Origin of the sequence: Microbaculum marinisediminis (assembly GCF_025397915.1) — a bacterium.
GTDB lineage: Bacteria > Pseudomonadota > Alphaproteobacteria > Rhizobiales > Tepidamorphaceae > Microbaculum > Microbaculum marinisediminis.
The window spans coordinates 160,658-179,045 of record NZ_JALIDZ010000003.1; the positions used below are offsets into that span (position 1 = coordinate 160,658).

Here is an 18,388-nt window from a genome sequence, read left to right on the forward strand (position 1 = left end):
TGGACCGCTCAATTCCCCGCGAACATGTCGTCCAGCTCGCGGTAGTCGGGCAGCGTCTTGTCGATGGGGCGGCCGTTGCGCAGGACGGTCCGGTCGCTCTGCGGGCGTGCCAGCAGCTCGGTCCAGCTCCGTGCCCGGAACAGGACGATGTCGGCGGGCGCTCCGGCGCGCAGGACGCCACGATCCGGACGGCCCAGGACGCGGCCCGGCGTCGCCCCCACTGTCGCAGGCCAATCGCCGAAAGGATGGTCGAACTGGCCGATGCGCACCGTCTCGCGGAACACCTCGAGCATGTCGAGATCGCCGTAGGCGTAGAACGGATCGCGGGTGTTGTCGCTGGCGACGGCCACCTCGACGCCGGCAGCGGCGAGTTCGTGGAGCATGGTGACGCCGCGCGACAGAGGGGTGCGGCCGGATTCGCGGTCCTGCAGGTACATGTTGCACATCGGCAGCGAGACGATCGCGATACCGGCCTCGGCGACCCGCTCGATGGTGCGCGCGGCCTCGTCGGCGGGCTGGCGGGTCAACGAGCAGCAATGGCCGCAGACGACCTTTCCCTCGAAGCGGGTGCGGAGGATGGCTTCGGCGACATGGGCGAGCGAGCGCTCGCCGGGGTCCTGGGATTCGTCGGTGTGGAAATCGAGGTCGAGGCCGTGTTTCTCGGCAACCGCGATTACGGCATCGAGCAGGCCGTCGAGGCCCGGATGCATGTAGGTGACGCAGCCCATGATACCGCCGTGCGCCTTCACCAGCGCGGCAATCTCTTCGAGAAAGGCGCGGTCTTCGGCCACCTCGATCGGCACCAGCGCCACGCCCTGCAGGTCGATGCGGCCGGACCAGCGATCACGCATCTCCGAGAACACCGGCCAGGAGATCTTGTGCTGCGGTGGCAGGGAATCGATGTGGGTGCGCAGCAGAACCGTGCCGTGTGCGTGGGCGCAGCGCAGCGAGAAGTCCATGCGGCGGGCGACATCACGTGCCGACCAGTTGGCCTCGCGGTCCGCCTGGACGGCGTCCAATGCACCGAAGAAGGTGCCGTCCGGATTGGGCCTGCGCGGCCAGATGTGGCCCTTGTCGATGTGGGTATGCATGTCGACGAAGCCGGGCCAGGCAAGGCCGTCGTCCAGGTCGAGCGCAGGCAGGCCCCCGGTCTCGACGGTGCCGGGCGTGCGGATCGCGGCGATGGTCGCGCCGTCGATCTCGATCTCGGCGCGGACCAGCCCGTCGCCGGCGTCGGTGAGGGGGGCATCCGTCTCGACCAGTGCGGCGGGAATGGTCGCGTTGGCGATCAGAAACCGCCCCGCGGGCGGCACGCGGGCAAAGCCTGTGGGCATCTCGCTAGTTCTCTCGTTTGACAGCGCTCTCGTGCCACTTGTGGAGAAGCAGGTGCGAGATCAGGCTGGTTGCGAAGAAGATCAGAACGCCCGTCACGGACAACAGGATCAGCGCGGCGAACAGGCGCGGGATGTTGAGGCGAAACTGCGATTCGAGCAGGCGGAAGGCCAGTCCCGAACTGGCGCCGGCGGAGCCGGCCGCGAACTCGGCGACGACGGCGGCGATCAGCGCCAGTCCGCCGCCAATCCGCAAGCCCGTGAGGAAGTAGGGCAGAGCGGCGGGCAGGCGCAGGAGGTAGAGGCTCTGCCAACGGCTGGCACCGTAGAGCTCGAACAGGTTCAGGAGGTTGTGGTCGACGCTCTTCAGCCCCTGCGCGGTGTTCGACAGGATCGGGAAGAAGGCGACGAGCCAGGCGCAGATCAGCAGCGCGGCCTGGGTGGTCGGCGTGTAGATCAGGATCAGCGGCGCGATCGCCACGATCGGGGTCACCTGCAGGATGACGGCATAGGGGTAGAGCGCGAGCTCAATCCATTTCGACTGGATCAGCAGGACGGCCAGCGCGACACCGCCGATAAGCGCCAGCGCCAGCGCGGTGAAGGTGATCTTCAGCGTGACCAGCAGCGCCGGCGCGAGAATGGGCCAGTCCTCGATCATCGCCTGTGCGACGCGGGCGGGGCTGGGCAGGATGTAGTGCGGCACGTTGAAGGCGGTCACGTACCAGGCCCACAAGAGCACCAGGCCGCCGAGCATCGCGACGGGCACGATGATGCGCAGGAGCCGCTCGCCGAGCCGGCTCGGTTCGGCGGACGTGGGGGCCTCCTCGTCAACGGCGGCTGGCGACTTGGATGTCGTATTCACGGTCGTCATGGTCTAGCCGTCATGTTCCGGGCGTCACGCCTCCGCCTTGCGTGCCATTGCGTCCTGGAGGGCAGTTGACACCTCGCGACAATGCTCGTTGTAGACCGTCGAGGTCCGGAAATCGTCCTCGCGCGGATAGGGCGCGTCGATCGCGATATCGGCCACGACCCGGCCGGGACGCGCGGCCATGACGACGATGCGGTTGGACAGGTAGACCGATTCGAACACCGAATGGGTGACGAAGATCACCGTCCAGCCGAAGCTTTCCCACAGGTGCAGCAGGTCGTTGTTGAGCTTGAACCGGGTGATCTCATCGAGCGCGGCGAACGGTTCGTCCATCAGCAGTAGTTTCGGCCGGGTGACGAGCGCGCGGGCAATCGACACGCGCATCTTCATGCCGCCCGACAGCTCGCGCGGATAGGCATCGGCAAAGTTTTCAAGCCCGACCATTTCCAGTGCGTTCATGACCTCGTCGCGTACGCGGGCCTTGGCCTGGCCCTTCAGCCGCAGCGGCAGCCAGACGTTATTGAAGACCGTGGCCCAGGGCATCAGCGTGGGCTCCTGGAAGACGAAGCCGATCTCGTGATCGATCTGGCCGGGCCGGTCCTGTGCGGTGCCCGGCCAGTCGATGGTGCCCGAAGTCGGCTCGCCCAGGCCGGCGATCAGCCGCAGAGCCGTCGACTTGCCGCAGCCGGAAGGACCGAGCAGGCTGATGAACTCGCCGGGATGAACGTCGAGCGACATGTCCTTGAGCGCAACGGTGCCGCTCGAGAACGTCTTGTTGATTGCGCGCAGCGAAACGATAGACCGGGTCGCGGCGGCGCCTGCCCCCGATGCCGGGGCGCGAACCGGAGCGGCCGTTTCTGTCTGGGTGGTCAAAGTCTGCCTCCGTTTTACGCCAGGAAGCCGGCGTGGGCGATCTTGGTCGCCACTAAGTACCGAAATCCGACGGCGGGTCCAGAGCCCCGCCATCGGCCACTACGCGCATGCGGCGGCATGGCGCTATTTCTTCAGATCCAGGCCGAGGCCCTTGCAGACATACTCGGTCGTGTAGGTCGTCGTGTAGTCGATGCCCGCCTTGACGACGCCGGCCCTGACCATCTTCTCGTAGAAGTCCTTCTGGCGCTCGTCCGTCATGCAGCCGATGCCCATGGTCAGGCTGTCGCCGGAGTCGGCGATGCCATACTCCTTCATCTTGGCGATGGAGAAGGCGATCTGCTCGTCGGTCATCTCCGGATTGTCCGTCTTGATGAGCGCGTTGGCAGCCGTGTTGTCGCCGTACAGATAGTTGTACCAGCCGATGATCGAGGCTTCGACGAAGCGCTTGGTGATGTCAGGGTTGGCTTCGACATAATCCTTCATGCCCTCGATCAGGTTCGAGTAGGTGTTGAAGCCGGAGTCGGCGAGCAGGAAGATCTTGGGTTCCCAGCCCGCTTCCTTCTCGATGGCGTAGGGCTCCGACGTTACATATCCCTGCTGGGCGGACTGCTTGTCGGCGATGAACGGCGCCGAATTGAAGGTGTAAGGCTTGTACTGGGCGTCGTTGAAGCCTTCGAAGTCGGACTTCATCCACAGGAAGTACGACGAGTAGCCGTCCTTCGACAGGTACAGCGTCGGCAGTTTGGCGAGGTCCTCGAATGCCTCCACGCCCGCATCCGGATGGGCGAGCAGAACCTGCGGTTCCTTCTGGAAGATCGCGGCGACCTCGATGAGAGGAATGCCCTGTTCGGCGGCGTCGAACGGCGAGAGCATGTTGCCCTGCATGTAGAAGTCGATCTTGCCGGCGATCAGCAGGGCCTGGTTGCCGGCCTGCGGGCCGCCTTGGCGGATGGTGACCTTCAGGCCGTACTCTTCGTACGTGCCGTCGGCGATCGCCTGGTAGAAGCCGCCGTGCTCGGCCTGGGCGAGCCAGTTCGTGCCGAACGTGATTTCATCCAGCGCCGCGGCCTGGCTGGAAAGTCCGATGGCGGCCAGAACGGCACCGATTGCCGGGATCGTGCGATTGAGCAAGGACATCCGGAAATACCTCCCTTATTGACGAACCGGGGGTCGGCGTCGACGCCCCGGAAACTCGGTCAGAAATGCAACGGATCGAATTGCGAACCGGGTCTTCGAAGCAAACCCCGTGCCCCCAGTTTCGCGGCTCGGCCCGCGCGCGAATCTAATAATTTCCCGTGATCCCGGGCCTCAAGAAACAGGCAACCAGGCGATGGCTGCTCACCCTATCATCACGGTCGGGGAGGGAACAGGCTCGACAAAGCCGTAAAATTGGTGTGTTGCGGCCAGTGGAGTATCGACGCCGTCGATCATGCCGCTAGCGCCTGGGAGTCAGCCGTGCTCATTGCCCAGATCTCCGATCTGCATTTCCGTGTCCGTGGCGTGCGGTTGTTCGGCGCCGTCGATACCTATGGTGCGACGCAACGGGCGATCGACCACCTCCTGGCGCTGACCCCGCGCCCCGACGCCGTGATCGTCACCGGCGATCTCGTCAACGACGGTGCCGACGAGGACTATGCGGCGCTGGCCGATCTCTTCCGGCGCCTGCCGATGCCGGTCTATCCGATCCCCGGCAATCACGACCGGCGCGAACTGGTCCGCAGGCATCTGTCCTATACCGGTGTGCTGCCATCCGTGGGACCGCTGCGCTACGCTGTCGAGGAGCATCCGGTCCGGCTCGTCGGGCTGGATACGCTGGTGGAAGGGGCGGACGCAGGACGCCTCGGCGGGGAGCAGCTCGACTGGCTCGACGGGACGCTTGCCGCGGCGCCCGGGACGCCGACCCTGCTGTTCCTGCACCATCCGCCGTTCGCGACCGGGATCGGCTTCATGGACGAGATCCTGCTGGAGGATTGGCGTGCGCTCGCCGCGGTCGTCGCGCGCCATCGCCAGATCGAGGCGGTCACCTGCGGGCATGTCCATCGGCCGGTGCAGACGCGGTTCGCGGGCACGATCGCGTCGATCGCACCGGGAACGGCGCATCAGGTGACGCTCGATTTCGGTCCGGATGCACCGGCGGCCTGGATTGCCGAGCCGCCTGCCTGCCTGCTGCATCTTTGGTGCCCGCAGGCAGGGCTCGTCAGCCATGTCAGTTATATCGGCAACTACGGGCCGGGCGTTCTGTTCGCTTGACATCCCCGGCGCTTGTGAAAACCCCGGGGCCTGTGATGTCACGGGCGCTTGCGGATGCGGGACAGGGGATAGGCGGAGATCTCCGCCAGCAATTTCGCATAGCCGGCGACGACGTGGTCGAAGATCGCCTTGCCGATGTCCGCCGTCGCCTTGCTGGCGTCACCGGCAACGCCGGCGGGGTGGATGTCCTGCGCCTGCCAGCCGATGCCGACGCCGCCGACATAGGTGAGTTTCTCGTAGTCGCCGGCGATTTCGGCCATGACGGGCCTGAAATCCTCGGCCTTGTCCATGCGGACCAGGTCGGGGGCGAGGTGCAGGATCAGCGATGTCTCGACCTGGCCGCCATGGATGCCGTGCCGTGCTTCCTCAGGCGAAACGAGGCCTTCGGGCGTTCCCATGTGCCACCAGCTCGACGAGACGCACAGCATCTCGTGGCGCACGCGCAGTTCGCGGGCGACGATCTCCATCACCTGCGGCTGACCGCCATGCGCGTTGATGAACAGCATCTTGCGCACGCCGGAGCGGGCGACGCTCTCGCCGATCTCGCGCCATACCGCGATCAGCGTTTCGGCCGGAAGGGTCAGCGTGCCGGGGAAATCGATGTGTTCGTTGGACTTGCCGACCGGCATCACCGGCAGGAGCAGGACCGGCAGATCGGGAGCCGCCGCCGCGACGGCGGCCTCGGCCACGGCGCCGGCGACGAGCGCGTCGGTGGCGACGGGAAGATGCGGGCCGTGCTGCTCGATGGCGCCGACCGGCAGCACCGCGACGGTCCGGTTGGGATCAAGCGATTCGAAATCAACGGTGGTGAGGTCTTGCCAGCGGCGCAGCGCGGTCATTAGCGTCTCCGGAATCGAAAACTCGTTCGGCGGGAGCAGTCATGGTAACGCATCACACGCCGGGGGGCATCCGTCCTCCCTTCGCCCGGTACAGCCATGGCGTCGAAATCGCGCCGGGCGCGCGGCTGATGCTGTGTTCCGGCCAGCTCGGCATCGCGGCCGATGACGCGATCCCCGACAGCGCCGCCGACCAGACCCGACTGTGCTTCGAGAACATCCGCGCGATCCTCGCCTCGGGAGGCATGACGCTGGCCGATATCGTGCGCATCAACGCCTTTGTGTCCGACCGGGCCTACCTGAAGGACTACATGGCTGCGCGCGACGCGTTCACCGCCGATCCGCCGCCGGCCTCGACGCTGATGGTGGTGTCGGGATTCGCGCGACCGGAGTTCAAGGTCGAAGTCGAGGTCATCGCGGCCAGGGTGGATTGACCATGCGCAGATGGATCAAGGATCCGCTCGCGATCCTCACCGGCGATACAGCGGGAGCCAATTCGGCGGGAGCCAATTCGGGGGGCGGGGCCGAACGCGGCATCGTCGTGGAGGGCGGACGCATCGTCGAGCTGGTCGGCAGGGGCCAGGAGCCCGCCGCGCCGGTCGACGCGGTCTTCGACGCGAGCCGCCATGTCGTGCTGCCGGGCCTCGTCAACACCCATCATCATTTCTTCCAGACGCTGACGCGGGCGCATCCCGACGCCATCAACAAGGAGCTGTTCCCCTGGCTGCAGGCGCTTTATCCGGTCTGGAGCCGGCTGACGCCCGAAGGCTTCCGGCTGGCGACGCGGCTGGCGCTGACTGAGCTGCTGATGTCGGGCTGCACGGCGGCCTCCGACCATCATTACCTGTTTCCCGACGGCCTCGAGAGCGCGATGGACATCCAGGTCGAGGAGGCGACCGCGCTGGGCATGCGGATGACGGTGACGCGCGGCTCGATGAACCTGTCGGCGAAGGACGGCGGCCTGCCGCCCGACAGCGTCGTCCAGGACGAGGACACGATCCTCTCAGATTGCGAGCGGGTGCTGTCGCGATACCACGACACCAGCGAAGGCGGACTGATCCGCGTGGCGCTCGCCCCGTGTGCGCCGTTCACCGTCACCAAGCGGCTGATGACGGACTCGGTCGGGCTCGCCGAGCGCTTCGACTGCCGGCTGCACACCCATCTCGGCGAGACCCACGACGAGGACGCCTACTGCCTCGCGCATTACGGTTGCCGTCCGGTCGAGTACCTGGAAGAGCTCGGCTGGATGAACGAGCGGGTGTGGCTCGCCCACGGCATCCATTTCAACGACGACGAAGTGGAGCGCCTCGGCAGTCACCGGGTCGGCGTCAGCCATTGCCCGACCTCCAACATGGTGCTCGCCTCCGGACAGTGTCGCACCAAGGAGCTTGAAGCCATGGGGGCCCCGGTCGGGCTCGGCGTGGACGGTTCCGCCTCCAACGACAGTTCCAATCTGATGGAAGGCGTGCGTCACGCGCTGATGATCAACCGGCTGACATACGGGTCTGGCGCGGTCACGCATTTCGACGCGTTGCGCTGGGCCACCGAGGGCTCGGCCCGGTGCCTGGGCCGCGACGATATCGGCGCCATCGCGGTCGGCAAGCAGGCGGACCTTGCGATGTACACGCTCGACGAGCTCCGCTTCTCCGGCGCCGGCGATCCGCTCGCTGCCCTCGTCCTGTGCGGAGCACACAAGGCCGACCGGGTGATGCTCGCCGGCGAATGGAAGGTCGAGGACGGCATGCCTGTCGGCATCGACGTGGAGCGTCTCAGGGTCGAGCACGGCACGGCGGCGAAGCGGTTTCTGGAGGCCTTGTGAGATGGCAGTGCCCGTGCCTTCGCTTCCTCCGAGCCGCTTCTGGCAGGACCTCACCACCGCCGACTTCGAGGCCGACACGTCTGGCTGGATCGCCGTGCTGCCGATCGCGGCGACAGAGCAGCATGGGCCGCATCTGCCGACCGGCGTCGACACGGTCATCGCCGACGGTCTGATCGGGCAAGCGGTCGAACGTATGTCTGCCGACCTGCCGGCGCTTGTCCTGCCGACGATTGCAGTCGGCAAGAGCGACGAGCATTTCGGTTTTCCCGGAACGCTGAACATCGACGGGCGACCCCTGCTCGACATGCTGGAGGCCCTCGGCGACTCGGTCGCCCGCGCGGGGCTGCGCAAACTGGTGATCATGAGTTCGCACGGCGGCAACAGCGAGGTGATGGGCCTTGCCGCCCGGGCGCTTCGCATTCGCCATCGCATGCTCGTTGTCGCAACGAGCTGGGCGCGAATGGGCTATCCCGCCGGTCTGTTCGATGAAGCCGAAATCGCCCACGGCATTCATGCCGGCGACATCGAGACTTCGCTGATGCTGCACCTGAAGCCGCAGGCTGTGCGCGCGGCCGAGTGCGACGATTTCGTGTCGGCGTCGGTTGCGATGGAAGACGAGTTCGACGTCCTGCGCGGCACCGGCCGTACGGCGTTCGCCTGGATGACGGCGGACCTCAGTTCGAGCGGAGCCTGCGGAAACGCGGCGGCGGCGTCCGCGGAGAAGGGCCGCCTGGCTGCCGATTTCGTCGTCGATCGCTTCCTCGCGCTCCTCGGCGACGTCGATCGCTTCAATCTTTCGCGACTCTGCGGGTGACGCATTCGTACGCTTGGATATTGCGCCGCACACAACGTGCCCCCTATCAGAGGGTTGTCTTAGCCAGCATTTGGCGATGACATAAGCACCAGGGGAGACGCGGTTTCGCGCGTTGTCCCAATAACCGACAAAGCCGGCGCAATGCCGGCGTCGAAACTAATCTGTGACGGAAGGAGATGTGATGAGATATCTGGCATTCGGCGCTTTTGCCGTGGCTTTGGCCGTCGGCGCGGGTGGCGCCTCGGCCCAGCAAAAGTTCGTCTCCATCGGCACCGGCGGAATCACCGGCGTCTACTATCCCACCGGCGGTGCGATCTGCCGGCTGGTGAACAAGGACCGCAAGGAGCACGGCATCCGCTGCTCGGCGGAATCGACCGGCGGCTCCGTCTACAACGTCAACACAATCCAGGGCGGCGAGCTCGAGTTCGGCGTCGCCCAGTCCGACGTTCAGTACAATGCCTATGAGGGCAAGGCGCAGTGGGACGGCAAGCCGTTCAAGGGCCTGCGCTCCGTGTTCTCGGTGCATCCCGAGCCCGCCACGCTCGTGGCCCGCGCCGACTCCGGCATCAAGAGTTACAAGGATCTCGCCGATAAGTCGGTGAATATCGGCAATCCGGGTTCGGGCCAGCGCGCCCTGTGGGATTCCCTGAACGAAGCCGGCGTCGTGGATACGGACGCGCTCAAGCTTGCCGCCGAGCTTAAGCCCGCGGAGACGGGGCAGGCGCTGTGCGACGGCAAGATCGATGCGTATTTCTACACGGTCGGCCATCCGTCGGCGCTGATCCAGGAGACGTTGTCGACCTGCGATGCCGTGATCGCCGACGTGGCCGGTCCCGAAATCGAGAGCTTCATCTCCGAGAAGCCCTACTATCGGTTGGCGACGATTGCCGCCGGCACCTATGCGGGCCAGGACAACGACGTGAACACCTTCGGCGTCGGCGCGACGTTCGTGACGTCCGAGGACGTTCCCGAGGACGTCGTCTACACCGTGGTGAAGGCCGTGTTCGACAATTTCGACGACTTCAAGGGTCTGCACCCCGCTTTCGCCAATCTGAAAGAGGAGGAGATGGTCAAGGACGGCTTGTCCGCGCCCCTGCATCCCGGTGCGGTGAAGTACTACAAGGAACGCGGCTGGATGTGAGTGTTCCGGAAGGGGCGGCCAGACGGCCGCCCCTTTTCGCTTCAATTCCGATTTTCAGGCGTAGCCGGATTTTTCGCCGGCGGAACGTCGCTGGGGGGCGACGGATTGTGAGAGATCCGAGGGCGGCATGGCGGAAGACATCCAAAAGCGCGAGATCGACGTCGACGAACTGGTAGCGCAGGTCGATACCGGCGCACGCAGCGTTTCCGGCGCCGTCGGTCGCTTCATCGCCGGGCTGGCGTTTGTCTGGTCGCTGTTTCAGCTCTACGTCGCCTCGAACGTTCCCTTCTGGATTACCGAGACGATCGGCGTCAACGTCGTCCTCAACAACTTCGAGGTGCGCGTCGTTCACCTCGCCTTCGCGCTGGCGCTGGCCGCGCTCGCCTATCCGCTGTTCAAGTCGAGCGGGCGCCACCACATTCCCTGGTACGACTGGCTGCTGGCGATCCTCGGCGTCTATGCCTGCCTCTACCTGATCGTTTTCGACGAGGCGATCTCCGCCCGCGCCGGACTGCCGACCACGGGTGACCTGGTTGCCGCGACGATCGGTATGGTGGTGCTGGCCATCGCGGTCTATCGCTCGCTCGGCCTGCCCCTGGTCATCGTCGCCGGCGTCTTCGTCTGTTACGTGTTCTTCGGCGACGCCAATTGGCTGCCGGAGGCGATTCAGTGGAAGGGCGCCTCCTACGGCAAGGCCATGTGGCACTACTGGATGCAGACCGAGGGCGTCTTCGGCGTCGCGCTCGGGGTGTCCGCCTCGATGATCTTCCTGTTCGTCCTGTTCGGCTCGCTCCTGGAGAAGGCCGGCGCGGGCAACTACTTCATCAAGCTCGCCTTCGCCATGCTCGGCCACCTGCGTGGCGGGCCGGCCAAGGCCGCCGTCGTTGCCTCGGCGCTGTCGGGCCTTTACTCGGGCTCGTCGATCGCGAACGTCGTCACCACCGGCACGTTCACCATCCCGCTGATGAAGCGGACCGGCTTCCCGCCGGAGAAGGCCGGTGCCGTCGAGGTCGCCTCTTCCACCAACGGGCAGCTGACGCCGCCGGTAATGGGCGCGGCCGCCTTCCTGATCGCCGAGTTCACGGGCATCGCCTATACCGACATCATCCGCCACGCCTTTCTGCCGGCGGTCGTCTCCTACATCGCGCTCGTCTACATCGTGCACCTCGAAGCGCTGAAGCTGGAGCTCAAGGGCCTAACCAAGCCGCCGGCGACGCAGACGCTGATGCGCCGGATGATTGGTGTGCTGACCGGCTTTATCGCGATGTGCGTGCTGGCCGCCGCCGTCTACTACGGCCTCGGCTGGATCAAGGTCGCCTTCCCGAACATGACCTTCTATACGGTCATTGTCCTGTTCCTGGTCGCCTATCTTCTGCTGCTCGGGCTTGCCGCGCGCCATCCGGACCTGGAGATGGACGATCCGAATGCGCCCCTGCGGGAACTGCCGCGTGCGGGCGAGGTGGCGGTGACCGGCCTGCACTTCATCCTGCCGATCGTGATCCTGATCTGGTGCATCCTGATCGAGCGGTTCTCGCCGTCCTTGTCGGCCTACTATGCGACGCTGTCGATGATAGTCATCGTCGTCACCCAGCACCCGATCAAGAGCTTGCTGCGCGGTGCCGGCGATATCGGCGGGGCGTTCAAGCAGGGCGTCGAGGATTTCGTCTCCGGCATGATCTCGGGGGCGCGCAACATGATCGCCATCGGCGTCGCGACCGGGGCGGCCGGCATCATCGTCGGCACGATCTCGCTGACCGGCGCGCATCAGGTCGTCGGCGAGTTCGTCGAGTTCCTGTCGGGCGGCAACCTGATGGCGATGCTGCTGCTCGTCGCGGTGATGAGCCTGATCCTCGGCATGGGCCTGCCGACGACGGCGAACTATATCGTCGTATCCTCGCTGATGGCGCCCGTGATCGTCTCGGTGGGCGCGGCGAGCGGACTGCTGGTGCCGCTGATCGCGGTTCACATGTTCGTCTTCTATTTCGGCATCCTCGCCGACGATACGCCGCCGGTGGGGCTCGCCGCCTTTGCCGCCGCGGCGATCTCCGGCGGCGATCCGATCAAGACCGGCTTCCAGGGCTTCGGCTACGACATCCGCACCGCGCTGCTACCGTTCCTGTTCATTTTCAACACCGAACTCCTGCTGATCGACGTGACGGTGTGGAAGGCGGTCTTTGTGTTCTGCATCGCCACGGTCGCCATGCTGCTGTTCGCGGCCGCCACCCAAGGCTACTTCCTGACGCGCAACCGCATTTGGGAAACCGTGGCACTGCTGCTGATCGCCTTCACGCTGTTCCGGCCAGGCTTCTGGCTGGATCTGATGGACCCGCCCTATGAGAACCGCCCGGGCGTCGAGGTGATCGAGATCGCCGGCACCCAGCCCGCCGGTGCCGAGCTGCGCATGACCGTTGCGGGGCCGGATTTCGACAATCCCGACCAGATCGACACGTTGACCATATCCGTCCCGCTCGGCGAGGCAGGCGACGGCGCGGCGCGGCTGGAACAGGCCGGGCTGCTGGTGATGATCGACGGCGATGAGGCGGTTCTGGAAGAGCCGTTTCCGGGTACGGCGTTCTTCGACACCTTCCAGGATTTCGACTTCTACGGCGACACCCTGGTGACGATCTCCAACGTGGAACTGCCGAAGGACCGCATCGCCAAGGAGCTGTTCTACCTGCCGGCGCTGGTTTTGCTCGTTATCGTGGTGCTGGTGCAGCGTCGGCGCCAGACGGTGCCCGCGTTCTGATCGAGAGGGAGGAGAAAGCGATGTTCAAGACGATCCTCGTTCCGATCGATCTGGCCGAGCCGGACAGCTCCGGCCGGGCGCTCAATGCGGCCATCCAGATGGCCAGGGACTATGACGCGACGATGCACGTGGTGACCGTCGTGCCGGACATGGGCATGTCCATCGTCGGCGGCTATTTTCCGGAGGGCTTCGAGCAGAAGGCGCTCGACGAGACCAAGGCGCGGCTGAAGGCGTACCTCGAGGATCTCGTGCCCGGCGACGTGATGGCGAAAGGCCATGTCATGCATGGCGGCATCTACGAGCAGATCCTGCAGATCGCGGATCAGCTCTCGGCGGACCTGATCGTCATGGCCTCGCATCGCCCGGCCATGCGGGACTATCTGCTCGGCCCCAACGCCGCGCGGGTGGTTCGCCATGCCAAGCAGTCGGTGCTGGTGGTGCGCGAGTAGCGCACCTGTCGCTCAGCGGTCCCAGTCGAGCGCCTCGATGCGCGGGTCGGCTGAAAAGGCATCGCGCGCATACTCGATCTTCTGCTGCAGCGAGGCCGAGACGGCCCATGCCCCCGCTGTGCCGAGATGGATCTTCCAGGTGATCTGATCGACTGGCGCGGCGACCGTGAACGCGGTGCAGGCGAGCAGCGCCAGATTGGCTCCGGAGCGGGGATCGCGGACCGATTCATAGCGGATCGCCTCGACGCCGGCGGCGCGCGCCCGGTCCGCGAGGTCCTGGCACGGGCCGTAGTCCGTCGGGTCGGTCCAGCGTGCCCGATGGGCAGCAAGCGGGCCGTCCATCAGGTCCAGCCCGGTCGCCGTCGCGAAATTCGCGGAGAAGGCGGTGAATTCGCCCGGAGTTTGGGGCCAGGGCGTATCCGGCGAATCGGCGAAGAACAGCAGGCGGTGGAAAATCGTCTCGGCAATCGCCGTCTCCTGCTGCTCGGCCGCATAGTAGACGCCTTCGGTCATGCCGGCGCGGCGGAAGCGCGATCCAACCGGATAGGGCGCGCCGTATCGGAAGGGGGAGGCCAGCAGATAGTGCAGGTGGCGGCAGGGCACCGGGATCGCCGGCTTGGTGTCCTCGATCAGGTTTTCGAGGAGTTCCTGTTCCTCAAGCGTGTCGACCAGCTTCATCGTCGAGACGTAGTGCTGCGCCTCGACCAGGCGCCAGCAGGCGCCGCCGAGCGGGCGTGTCTCAGATGACAGCGCGGCGGGCGTCGAGATAGGCGATGACATCGACGAGTCCGGCAATGGTCTGGACACGGGCGAGCGGTGTGCCGCCTAGCGGGACGTTGTCGTTCCTCACCCAGGCGCGCATGGTCTGCGTATCTCCGCCGACGATCGAATCGAGGGAGCGGAACAGTCGGACGAACAGAACCGCGAGTTCGAAGGACTTGTCTGAGGGGGACAGTGTGTAGGCGCCGTGACGCATGCGCGAGACGCTCGCCTCCGAAAGACCGAGGATCCGGGACAGAACCTTGTTGGACACATCCAGCAGGTCCGACGCCTTCAACACCGCCTTGGTGACGACGGCACCGGATTCGACCGGATGAGCCGCCGCGTGGCCGGACTGCAGCATCTCTTCATCGCCTTCTTTCTGTTGAAAGAAAAGAATAGGAAGTTTTCTACAGAAATTCAAGCGAAGCGAGATCCGGTCGGACCGGCAACCCGGTCTAGCGTGCACTGGCACGCGCGGCGACCTGCGATGCGATGGCCTCGGCGAGGGCATCGACATTGCGAACGGTGATGTCGCGCTGCGGGAACGGTATTTCGATGCCGGCCTGCCCGAGGTTCCTGTAGATCTCCAGCAGAAGGTCCGACTTGACGGTCACGACCGTGTTGACGTCGGCCAGGAAGCAGCGGAGTTCGAAGTCGATGGAGCTTTCCCCGAGCCCGACGAACAGAACAACCGGTTCGGGATGCGACATGATCTTGTCGTTGTCGCGCGCCGCTTGCAGCAGGATCTCCTGCGTCTTTTCAATGTCGGCGCCATAGGCGACCCCGACCGGCACAATCAGCCGGCCGGTCTTGGAACTCAGCGTCATGTTCGTGACGGTCCCGGTGATCAGCTCCGAATTGGGCACGATCACCTCGTGCCGGTCAAACGTCTCGATACGCGTCGACCGCACGGCGATCCGGCGCACGATACCGGAGTAACCGGATACCTCGATCCAGTCGCCCTCCTTCACGGGGCGCTCGATCAGCAGAATGATGCCCGAGACGAAATTCGAAACGATCGCCTGCAGACCGAAGCCGATGCCGACCGACAGCGCGCCGGCGACGATTGCCAGATTGGACAGGTCGATCCCGGCCACCGAGATCGCGACAAGGGCCGACAGGGTGACGCCGGTGTAGCCGAGGCCGGTCAGGACCGCCTTGCGCGCGCCGCGATCCATGCGCGTTTTCGGCAGTACGGACGTGTCGAGCACGCGCTGCAGCCATCGCGTGATCGACATGCCGACCAGGAAGACGGCGATGAGTATGAAGACGACCCCGATCGAAATCCGTGTGCCGCCGACCTCGACGCCCTGGACGGACAGGATCCAGATTTCCAGGAGGTCGGCGACGCGCGCCCCCCAGATAAGCGCGAAGATGGGGAGCGCGGCGGCGATGACGACGAAGGCGATTGCAATCGGGACGATCGAATAGATCGGTACGTCTTCGGGGCGCCGGCCCCGCAGGAGGCCGCGGGACAGGCCGGTCAGGAGAAGGTAGATCGCCAGGGCGAACCCGATAGCGCCGAGCGACAGGATTGTCGGAACCATCGCCTGCCGCGCGAACTTCACATATCCGAAGACGACGAAGACGGCTGCCGCCACCGCGGCAAGCTGCATCAGGCGGCCAAGCAGGAAAACGAAATCGACGCCGGGCGCGGTCTCCGCCGTGATCGGACCGTCTGGCGTGTCGGCCGGCGCCTGTCGGGCGGCGATCAGGGTGCGTGCCAGCCGCCAGACGCAGTAGCTCCCGGCGAAGACGACGATGGCGGACAGGATGGCATCGGACGCCGGCGCGAAGTCATAGTCGCGGTTGGCCGCTTCGACCAGGCTTTCGGCAACAAGTACCCCGCCAAGCGCAAGACACAGGTTTGCTGCACGGCGTGCCCGTTTGTCATCCATCGCGACGACGCGGTGCGCCGGGACGGTGGGCGAGAACACCAACTGTCCCAGCCAGTAGCCGACGACCAGAAACACCGGAAAACTGGCGATGACCGCGATGATCGAGCGCGCGGCGAACGGGCTGATGGCGAGGGCCTTGAAGGCGAAAAGGAAGGCGGCGCCGGCGATTGTCGGAAGGACCAGCCGGACCATCAGGGTGGCGAGCCAGAATAGGCGCTCCCTTGTCGGGCTGTCGGCCGCCAGCGCGCGGGCATCCAGCCGCTTCGTCACCCAGGGGTGGACGAGCAGAAGCACGACGAAGGCAATGACGATCAGGCCGATCGCGATCGGCAGGCCCCTGAGGAAGCGTGTCCGGTTCTCCGGTTTCTCCAGATCCGTGCCGATCTGCGTGGAAACGGCACCGACGTAGCCGAACAGTTCCCCGAGTGCTGTGGGCCAGTTGGTCGGGATGAGCGGCGAAGGGCTCCGCTCCATCAGATCGGTGGTGAAACGCGAGCGGATGATTCCGTCGATCTCGCTGACGAGAACATCGGCGCGGTTGTAGGCCTCCCGTGCCGCGAGGGTCGGCGCATTGGCGGTGGCAATGGCTTGGAGCAGCTCCGCGCGCCGCTCGGTCACCGCGGCCGGTTCTTCCGCGTTCTCGCCGGGTGGGTCGGGCAGCGCATCCAACTGCGCCTGGAGCATGCGGACCTCAAGGCTGTCGTCCTTGATAATCTCGAACGCTTCCTCGCGGTCGGCCACGGCTTCGGTCCGAAGCTCATCGAGCGTGGCTTTCGAGATGGTTTCGTCGCGCAGCGCCTGCTCGACGCGCGTCGCGGTCTCTTCCCAGGCCTCAACGCGTTTATTGAAGTCGTCCTGGGATTGGTCCTGCGCGATGGCGCCCGCCGCGAGCGCCAGGGAAACGATCAGCGCGACTGCAAGAGAGAGGCCTCGATACATATCGTTTCCGTCAGTATCCTGCTGCGCCGATGCACACGCGCTGATTGATATGAACAAGAAACTATACGGTACGACGTAATCGGTGTCGGCTAAATACCCGGTGTGAATCCCTTGGGTGCACGGCGCGGGAGGACAGCGTGGCCTACATCTCCAGGCGGTCGTAGAACCAGCGGGCGAGTTTCGACCAGACCTCGTCCTTGCCGGCGGCGTCCTCGCAGCCGTGGTCGACATTCGGATTGTCGTTGATCTCGATGACGAACACCCCGTCGGCGTTCTGCTTTATGTCGACGCCGTACAGGCCGTCGCCGATCAAACGGGCGGCGCGGACGCCGACATCGAGAACCTCCGACGGCACCTCGTCGAAACGGAACGTCCTGGCGGCGCCCTGGATCGCTGACCCGTCGGGCTTGTGCTTGACGATCTGCCAGTGGCTGCGCGCCATCAGGTAGTGGCAGGCGAACAACGGCTCGCCGCCGAGCACACCGATGCGCCAGTCGTAGTCGGTGCGCATGAACTTCTGGGCGATCAGCAGGTCGGTTTCCTTGAACAGTTCCTTGGCGAGATCGCGAAAGGCCTTGGGTGTCTCGACCTTGTGGACGCCTCGGCTGAATGAGCCGTCGGGGATCTTGACGACAAGGGGATACCCGAGCCGCTCCTCCGCCCCGGCGATTTCGTCCTTGTTGGCGACGACGACGGTCGGCGGCACCGGCACGTCGTTCGCCGTCAGAAGCTCCTTCAGATAGACCTTGTTGGTGCAGCGGATCATCGAGATCGGATCGTCGATGACCGGCATGCCCTCCTGCATCGCGCGCCGGGCGAACCGGTACGTGTGATTGTCGATCGAGGTCGTCTCGCGGATCCACAAGGCATCGTATTCGGCGAGCTGGTGGAACTGCTTCCTGGTGATCGGCTCGACGTCGATGTCGTGCTTCTCGGCGATCCTGGCGAAGTGCCGGATCGAGGCCGGGGACGAGGGTGCAAGGGCCTCGTCGGGATCGTACAGCACGGCGAGGCTGTATTTCAGGCTAGGACGCGCCTTCGGCGTGCGCCAGTCGCGCGTGGTGTGATGCTGCAGGGCATCGCGGAACGCGGCGGCCTGCGCCTCGGTCAGTTTGCTCAAGGGGCGCGGACGCATGCGCTTGATCGACAGCCATTGGCCGGGTGCGACCGTCACCTCGATGATCGGGCAGCGGAACCAGTCGAACAGGAGCCGGGCGAAGCGCTCGTAGCGGGCGTCTTCGATCCGGCCCATGCTGACGAGGAACTGGACTTCCTCATCAGGCGCGTGCTTGGCGGCGCGGGCGCAGCGGTTCAGCTCCTGCTCCAGCTCGGGAATGGCGTGGCCGTAGAGCTCGCGGCCGGCGAGATCGAGCATCGCCTCGACGGTCGGCATGACCCGGTGCCCCCGCGCCTCGGCGAGCAGCGAGCAGAAGTAGCCGCGGCTCTGGTAGGCATAGGAACGGGACAGGTTGACCACCTTCGGCCGGCCGGCGTCGAAAAGCTGCGGCCTGGCGAGGTAGTCGCGGGTTGTGATGACCTTGTGGGGCGTCTCGGCGTTCGGGAAATCCTTGAGGCTGTCGACGAGGATGACCCAACCGGAATAGAGCGGCTTTCTCATGCTCTAGGTGGTCGGCCCCTCCTTTCAGGGGCGTCGTTTGCGAG

General features: G+C 65.4%; 16 protein-coding genes. 7 read left to right on the forward strand and 9 right to left on the reverse strand.

Going from position 1 to position 18,388, the window contains the following annotated elements:
- Positions 1–8 precede the first annotated feature (8 nt).
- The 4 genes from MUB46_RS06865 to MUB46_RS06880 form a co-directional block, all read right to left on the reverse strand.
- Positions 9–1,334 carry a cytosine deaminase gene (locus tag MUB46_RS06865; protein ID WP_261615144.1) on the reverse strand — a complete coding sequence of 442 codons (1,326 nt, stop codon included), beginning with the start codon at positions 1,332–1,334 and terminating at the stop codon, positions 9–11.
- 4 nt (positions 1,335–1,338) lie between these two features.
- Positions 1,339–2,202 carry an ABC transporter permease gene (locus MUB46_RS06870; RefSeq protein ID WP_261615145.1) on the reverse strand — a complete coding sequence of 288 codons (864 nt, stop codon included), beginning with the start codon at positions 2,200–2,202 and terminating at the stop codon, positions 1,339–1,341.
- 24 nt (positions 2,203–2,226) lie between these two features.
- A complete protein-coding gene (locus MUB46_RS06875; protein WP_425256221.1) occupies positions 2,227–3,072 on the reverse strand; it encodes an ABC transporter ATP-binding protein in 846 nt (281 codons plus the stop codon).
- Between the two features lie 123 nt (positions 3,073–3,195).
- A complete protein-coding gene (locus MUB46_RS06880; protein ID WP_261615146.1) occupies positions 3,196–4,209 on the reverse strand; it encodes an ABC transporter substrate-binding protein in 1,014 nt (337 codons plus the stop codon).
- A gap of 318 nt (positions 4,210–4,527) precedes the next feature.
- Here MUB46_RS06880 and MUB46_RS06885 point away from each other — a divergent pair, with 318 nt between their 5' ends.
- Positions 4,528–5,322, forward strand: a complete 795-nt coding sequence (locus tag MUB46_RS06885; RefSeq protein ID WP_261615147.1) for a phosphodiesterase — start codon at positions 4,528–4,530, stop codon at positions 5,320–5,322.
- A 38-nt stretch (positions 5,323–5,360) separates the two neighbouring features.
- On the opposite strand, the gene MUB46_RS06890 is transcribed toward MUB46_RS06885, so the two are convergent.
- On the reverse strand, positions 5,361–6,161 hold the full coding sequence (locus MUB46_RS06890) for a creatininase family protein (RefSeq protein WP_261615148.1): 801 nt from the start codon (positions 6,159–6,161) through the stop codon (positions 5,361–5,363).
- A 41-nt stretch (positions 6,162–6,202) separates the two neighbouring features.
- Here MUB46_RS06890 and MUB46_RS06895 point away from each other — a divergent pair, with 41 nt between their 5' ends.
- The 6 genes from MUB46_RS06895 to MUB46_RS06920 all read left to right on the forward strand — a co-directional run bounded on the left by MUB46_RS06895 (position 6,203) and on the right by MUB46_RS06920 (position 13,127).
- Entirely contained in the window at positions 6,203–6,592 is a 390-nt protein-coding gene (locus MUB46_RS06895; protein ID WP_261615149.1) for a RidA family protein, read from the forward strand.
- 2 nt (positions 6,593–6,594) lie between these two features.
- Positions 6,595–7,977 carry an 8-oxoguanine deaminase gene (locus MUB46_RS06900; RefSeq protein ID WP_261615150.1) on the forward strand — a complete coding sequence of 461 codons (1,383 nt, stop codon included), beginning with the start codon at positions 6,595–6,597 and terminating at the stop codon, positions 7,975–7,977.
- A gap of 1 nt (position 7,978) precedes the next feature.
- On the forward strand, positions 7,979–8,791 hold the full coding sequence (locus MUB46_RS06905) for a creatininase family protein (RefSeq protein WP_261615151.1): 813 nt from the start codon (positions 7,979–7,981) through the stop codon (positions 8,789–8,791).
- Positions 8,792–8,972: 181 nt separating this feature from the next.
- Positions 8,973–9,932, forward strand: coding sequence for a TAXI family TRAP transporter solute-binding subunit (locus MUB46_RS06910; RefSeq protein WP_261615152.1), 960 nt, complete (start codon positions 8,973–8,975; stop codon positions 9,930–9,932).
- Between the two features lie 127 nt (positions 9,933–10,059).
- Entirely contained in the window at positions 10,060–12,678 is a 2,619-nt protein-coding gene (locus MUB46_RS06915; RefSeq protein ID WP_261615153.1) for a TRAP transporter permease, read from the forward strand.
- A gap of 20 nt (positions 12,679–12,698) precedes the next feature.
- Positions 12,699–13,127, forward strand: a complete 429-nt coding sequence (locus tag MUB46_RS06920; RefSeq protein WP_261615154.1) for a universal stress protein — start codon at positions 12,699–12,701, stop codon at positions 13,125–13,127.
- 12 nt (positions 13,128–13,139) lie between these two features.
- Here the strand turns inward: MUB46_RS06920 and MUB46_RS06925 are convergent, their stop codons facing one another.
- The 4 genes from MUB46_RS06925 to MUB46_RS06940 form a co-directional block, all read right to left on the reverse strand.
- Entirely contained in the window at positions 13,140–13,907 is a 768-nt protein-coding gene (locus MUB46_RS06925; protein WP_261615155.1) for an RES family NAD+ phosphorylase, read from the reverse strand.
- On the reverse strand, positions 13,867–14,250 hold the full coding sequence (locus MUB46_RS06930) for an MbcA/ParS/Xre antitoxin family protein (RefSeq protein WP_261615156.1): 384 nt from the start codon (positions 14,248–14,250) through the stop codon (positions 13,867–13,869). The genes MUB46_RS06925 and MUB46_RS06930 overlap by 41 nt, the downstream gene beginning before the upstream one ends.
- 94 nt (positions 14,251–14,344) lie before the next feature.
- The gene (locus MUB46_RS06935; RefSeq protein ID WP_261615157.1) at positions 14,345–16,726 is read right to left on the reverse strand and encodes a DUF3772 domain-containing protein; all 2,382 of its coding nucleotides are present in this window, start codon (positions 16,724–16,726) and stop codon (positions 14,345–14,347) included.
- Positions 16,727–16,868: 142 nt separating this feature from the next.
- A complete protein-coding gene (locus MUB46_RS06940; protein WP_261615158.1) occupies positions 16,869–18,344 on the reverse strand; it encodes a RimK family protein in 1,476 nt (491 codons plus the stop codon).
- Between the last annotated feature and the right edge of the window lie 44 nt (positions 18,345–18,388).

What these genes read in the sequence shown, in the direction of transcription:
- MUB46_RS06915 (WP_261615153.1), top strand. Translation starts at nt 10,060, where the DNA reads ATGGCGGAAGACATCCAAAAGCGCGAGATCGACGTCGACGAACTGGTA.
- MUB46_RS06895 (WP_261615149.1), top strand. Translation starts at nt 6,203, where the DNA reads ATGGTAACGCATCACACGCCGGGGGGCATCCGTCCTCCCTTCGCCCGG.
- MUB46_RS06900 (WP_261615150.1), top strand. Translation starts at nt 6,595, where the DNA reads ATGCGCAGATGGATCAAGGATCCGCTCGCGATCCTCACCGGCGATACA.
- MUB46_RS06935 (WP_261615157.1), bottom strand. Translation starts at nt 16,726, where the DNA reads ATGTATCGAGGCCTCTCTCTTGCAGTCGCGCTGATCGTTTCCCTGGCG.
- MUB46_RS06925 (WP_261615155.1), bottom strand. Translation starts at nt 13,907, where the DNA reads ATGTCATCGCCTATCTCGACGCCCGCCGCGCTGTCATCTGAGACACGC.
- MUB46_RS06940 (WP_261615158.1), bottom strand. Translation starts at nt 18,344, where the DNA reads ATGAGAAAGCCGCTCTATTCCGGTTGGGTCATCCTCGTCGACAGCCTC.
- MUB46_RS06890 (WP_261615148.1), bottom strand. Translation starts at nt 6,161, where the DNA reads ATGACCGCGCTGCGCCGCTGGCAAGACCTCACCACCGTTGATTTCGAA.
- MUB46_RS06910 (WP_261615152.1), top strand. Translation starts at nt 8,973, where the DNA reads ATGAGATATCTGGCATTCGGCGCTTTTGCCGTGGCTTTGGCCGTCGGC.
- MUB46_RS06905 (WP_261615151.1), top strand. Translation starts at nt 7,979, where the DNA reads ATGGCAGTGCCCGTGCCTTCGCTTCCTCCGAGCCGCTTCTGGCAGGAC.
- MUB46_RS06865 (WP_261615144.1), bottom strand. Translation starts at nt 1,334, where the DNA reads ATGCCCACAGGCTTTGCCCGCGTGCCGCCCGCGGGGCGGTTTCTGATC.
- MUB46_RS06880 (WP_261615146.1), bottom strand. Translation starts at nt 4,209, where the DNA reads ATGTCCTTGCTCAATCGCACGATCCCGGCAATCGGTGCCGTTCTGGCC.
- MUB46_RS06920 (WP_261615154.1), top strand. Translation starts at nt 12,699, where the DNA reads ATGTTCAAGACGATCCTCGTTCCGATCGATCTGGCCGAGCCGGACAGC.
- MUB46_RS06870 (WP_261615145.1), bottom strand. Translation starts at nt 2,202, where the DNA reads ATGACGACCGTGAATACGACATCCAAGTCGCCAGCCGCCGTTGACGAG.
- MUB46_RS06930 (WP_261615156.1), bottom strand. Translation starts at nt 14,250, where the DNA reads ATGCTGCAGTCCGGCCACGCGGCGGCTCATCCGGTCGAATCCGGTGCC.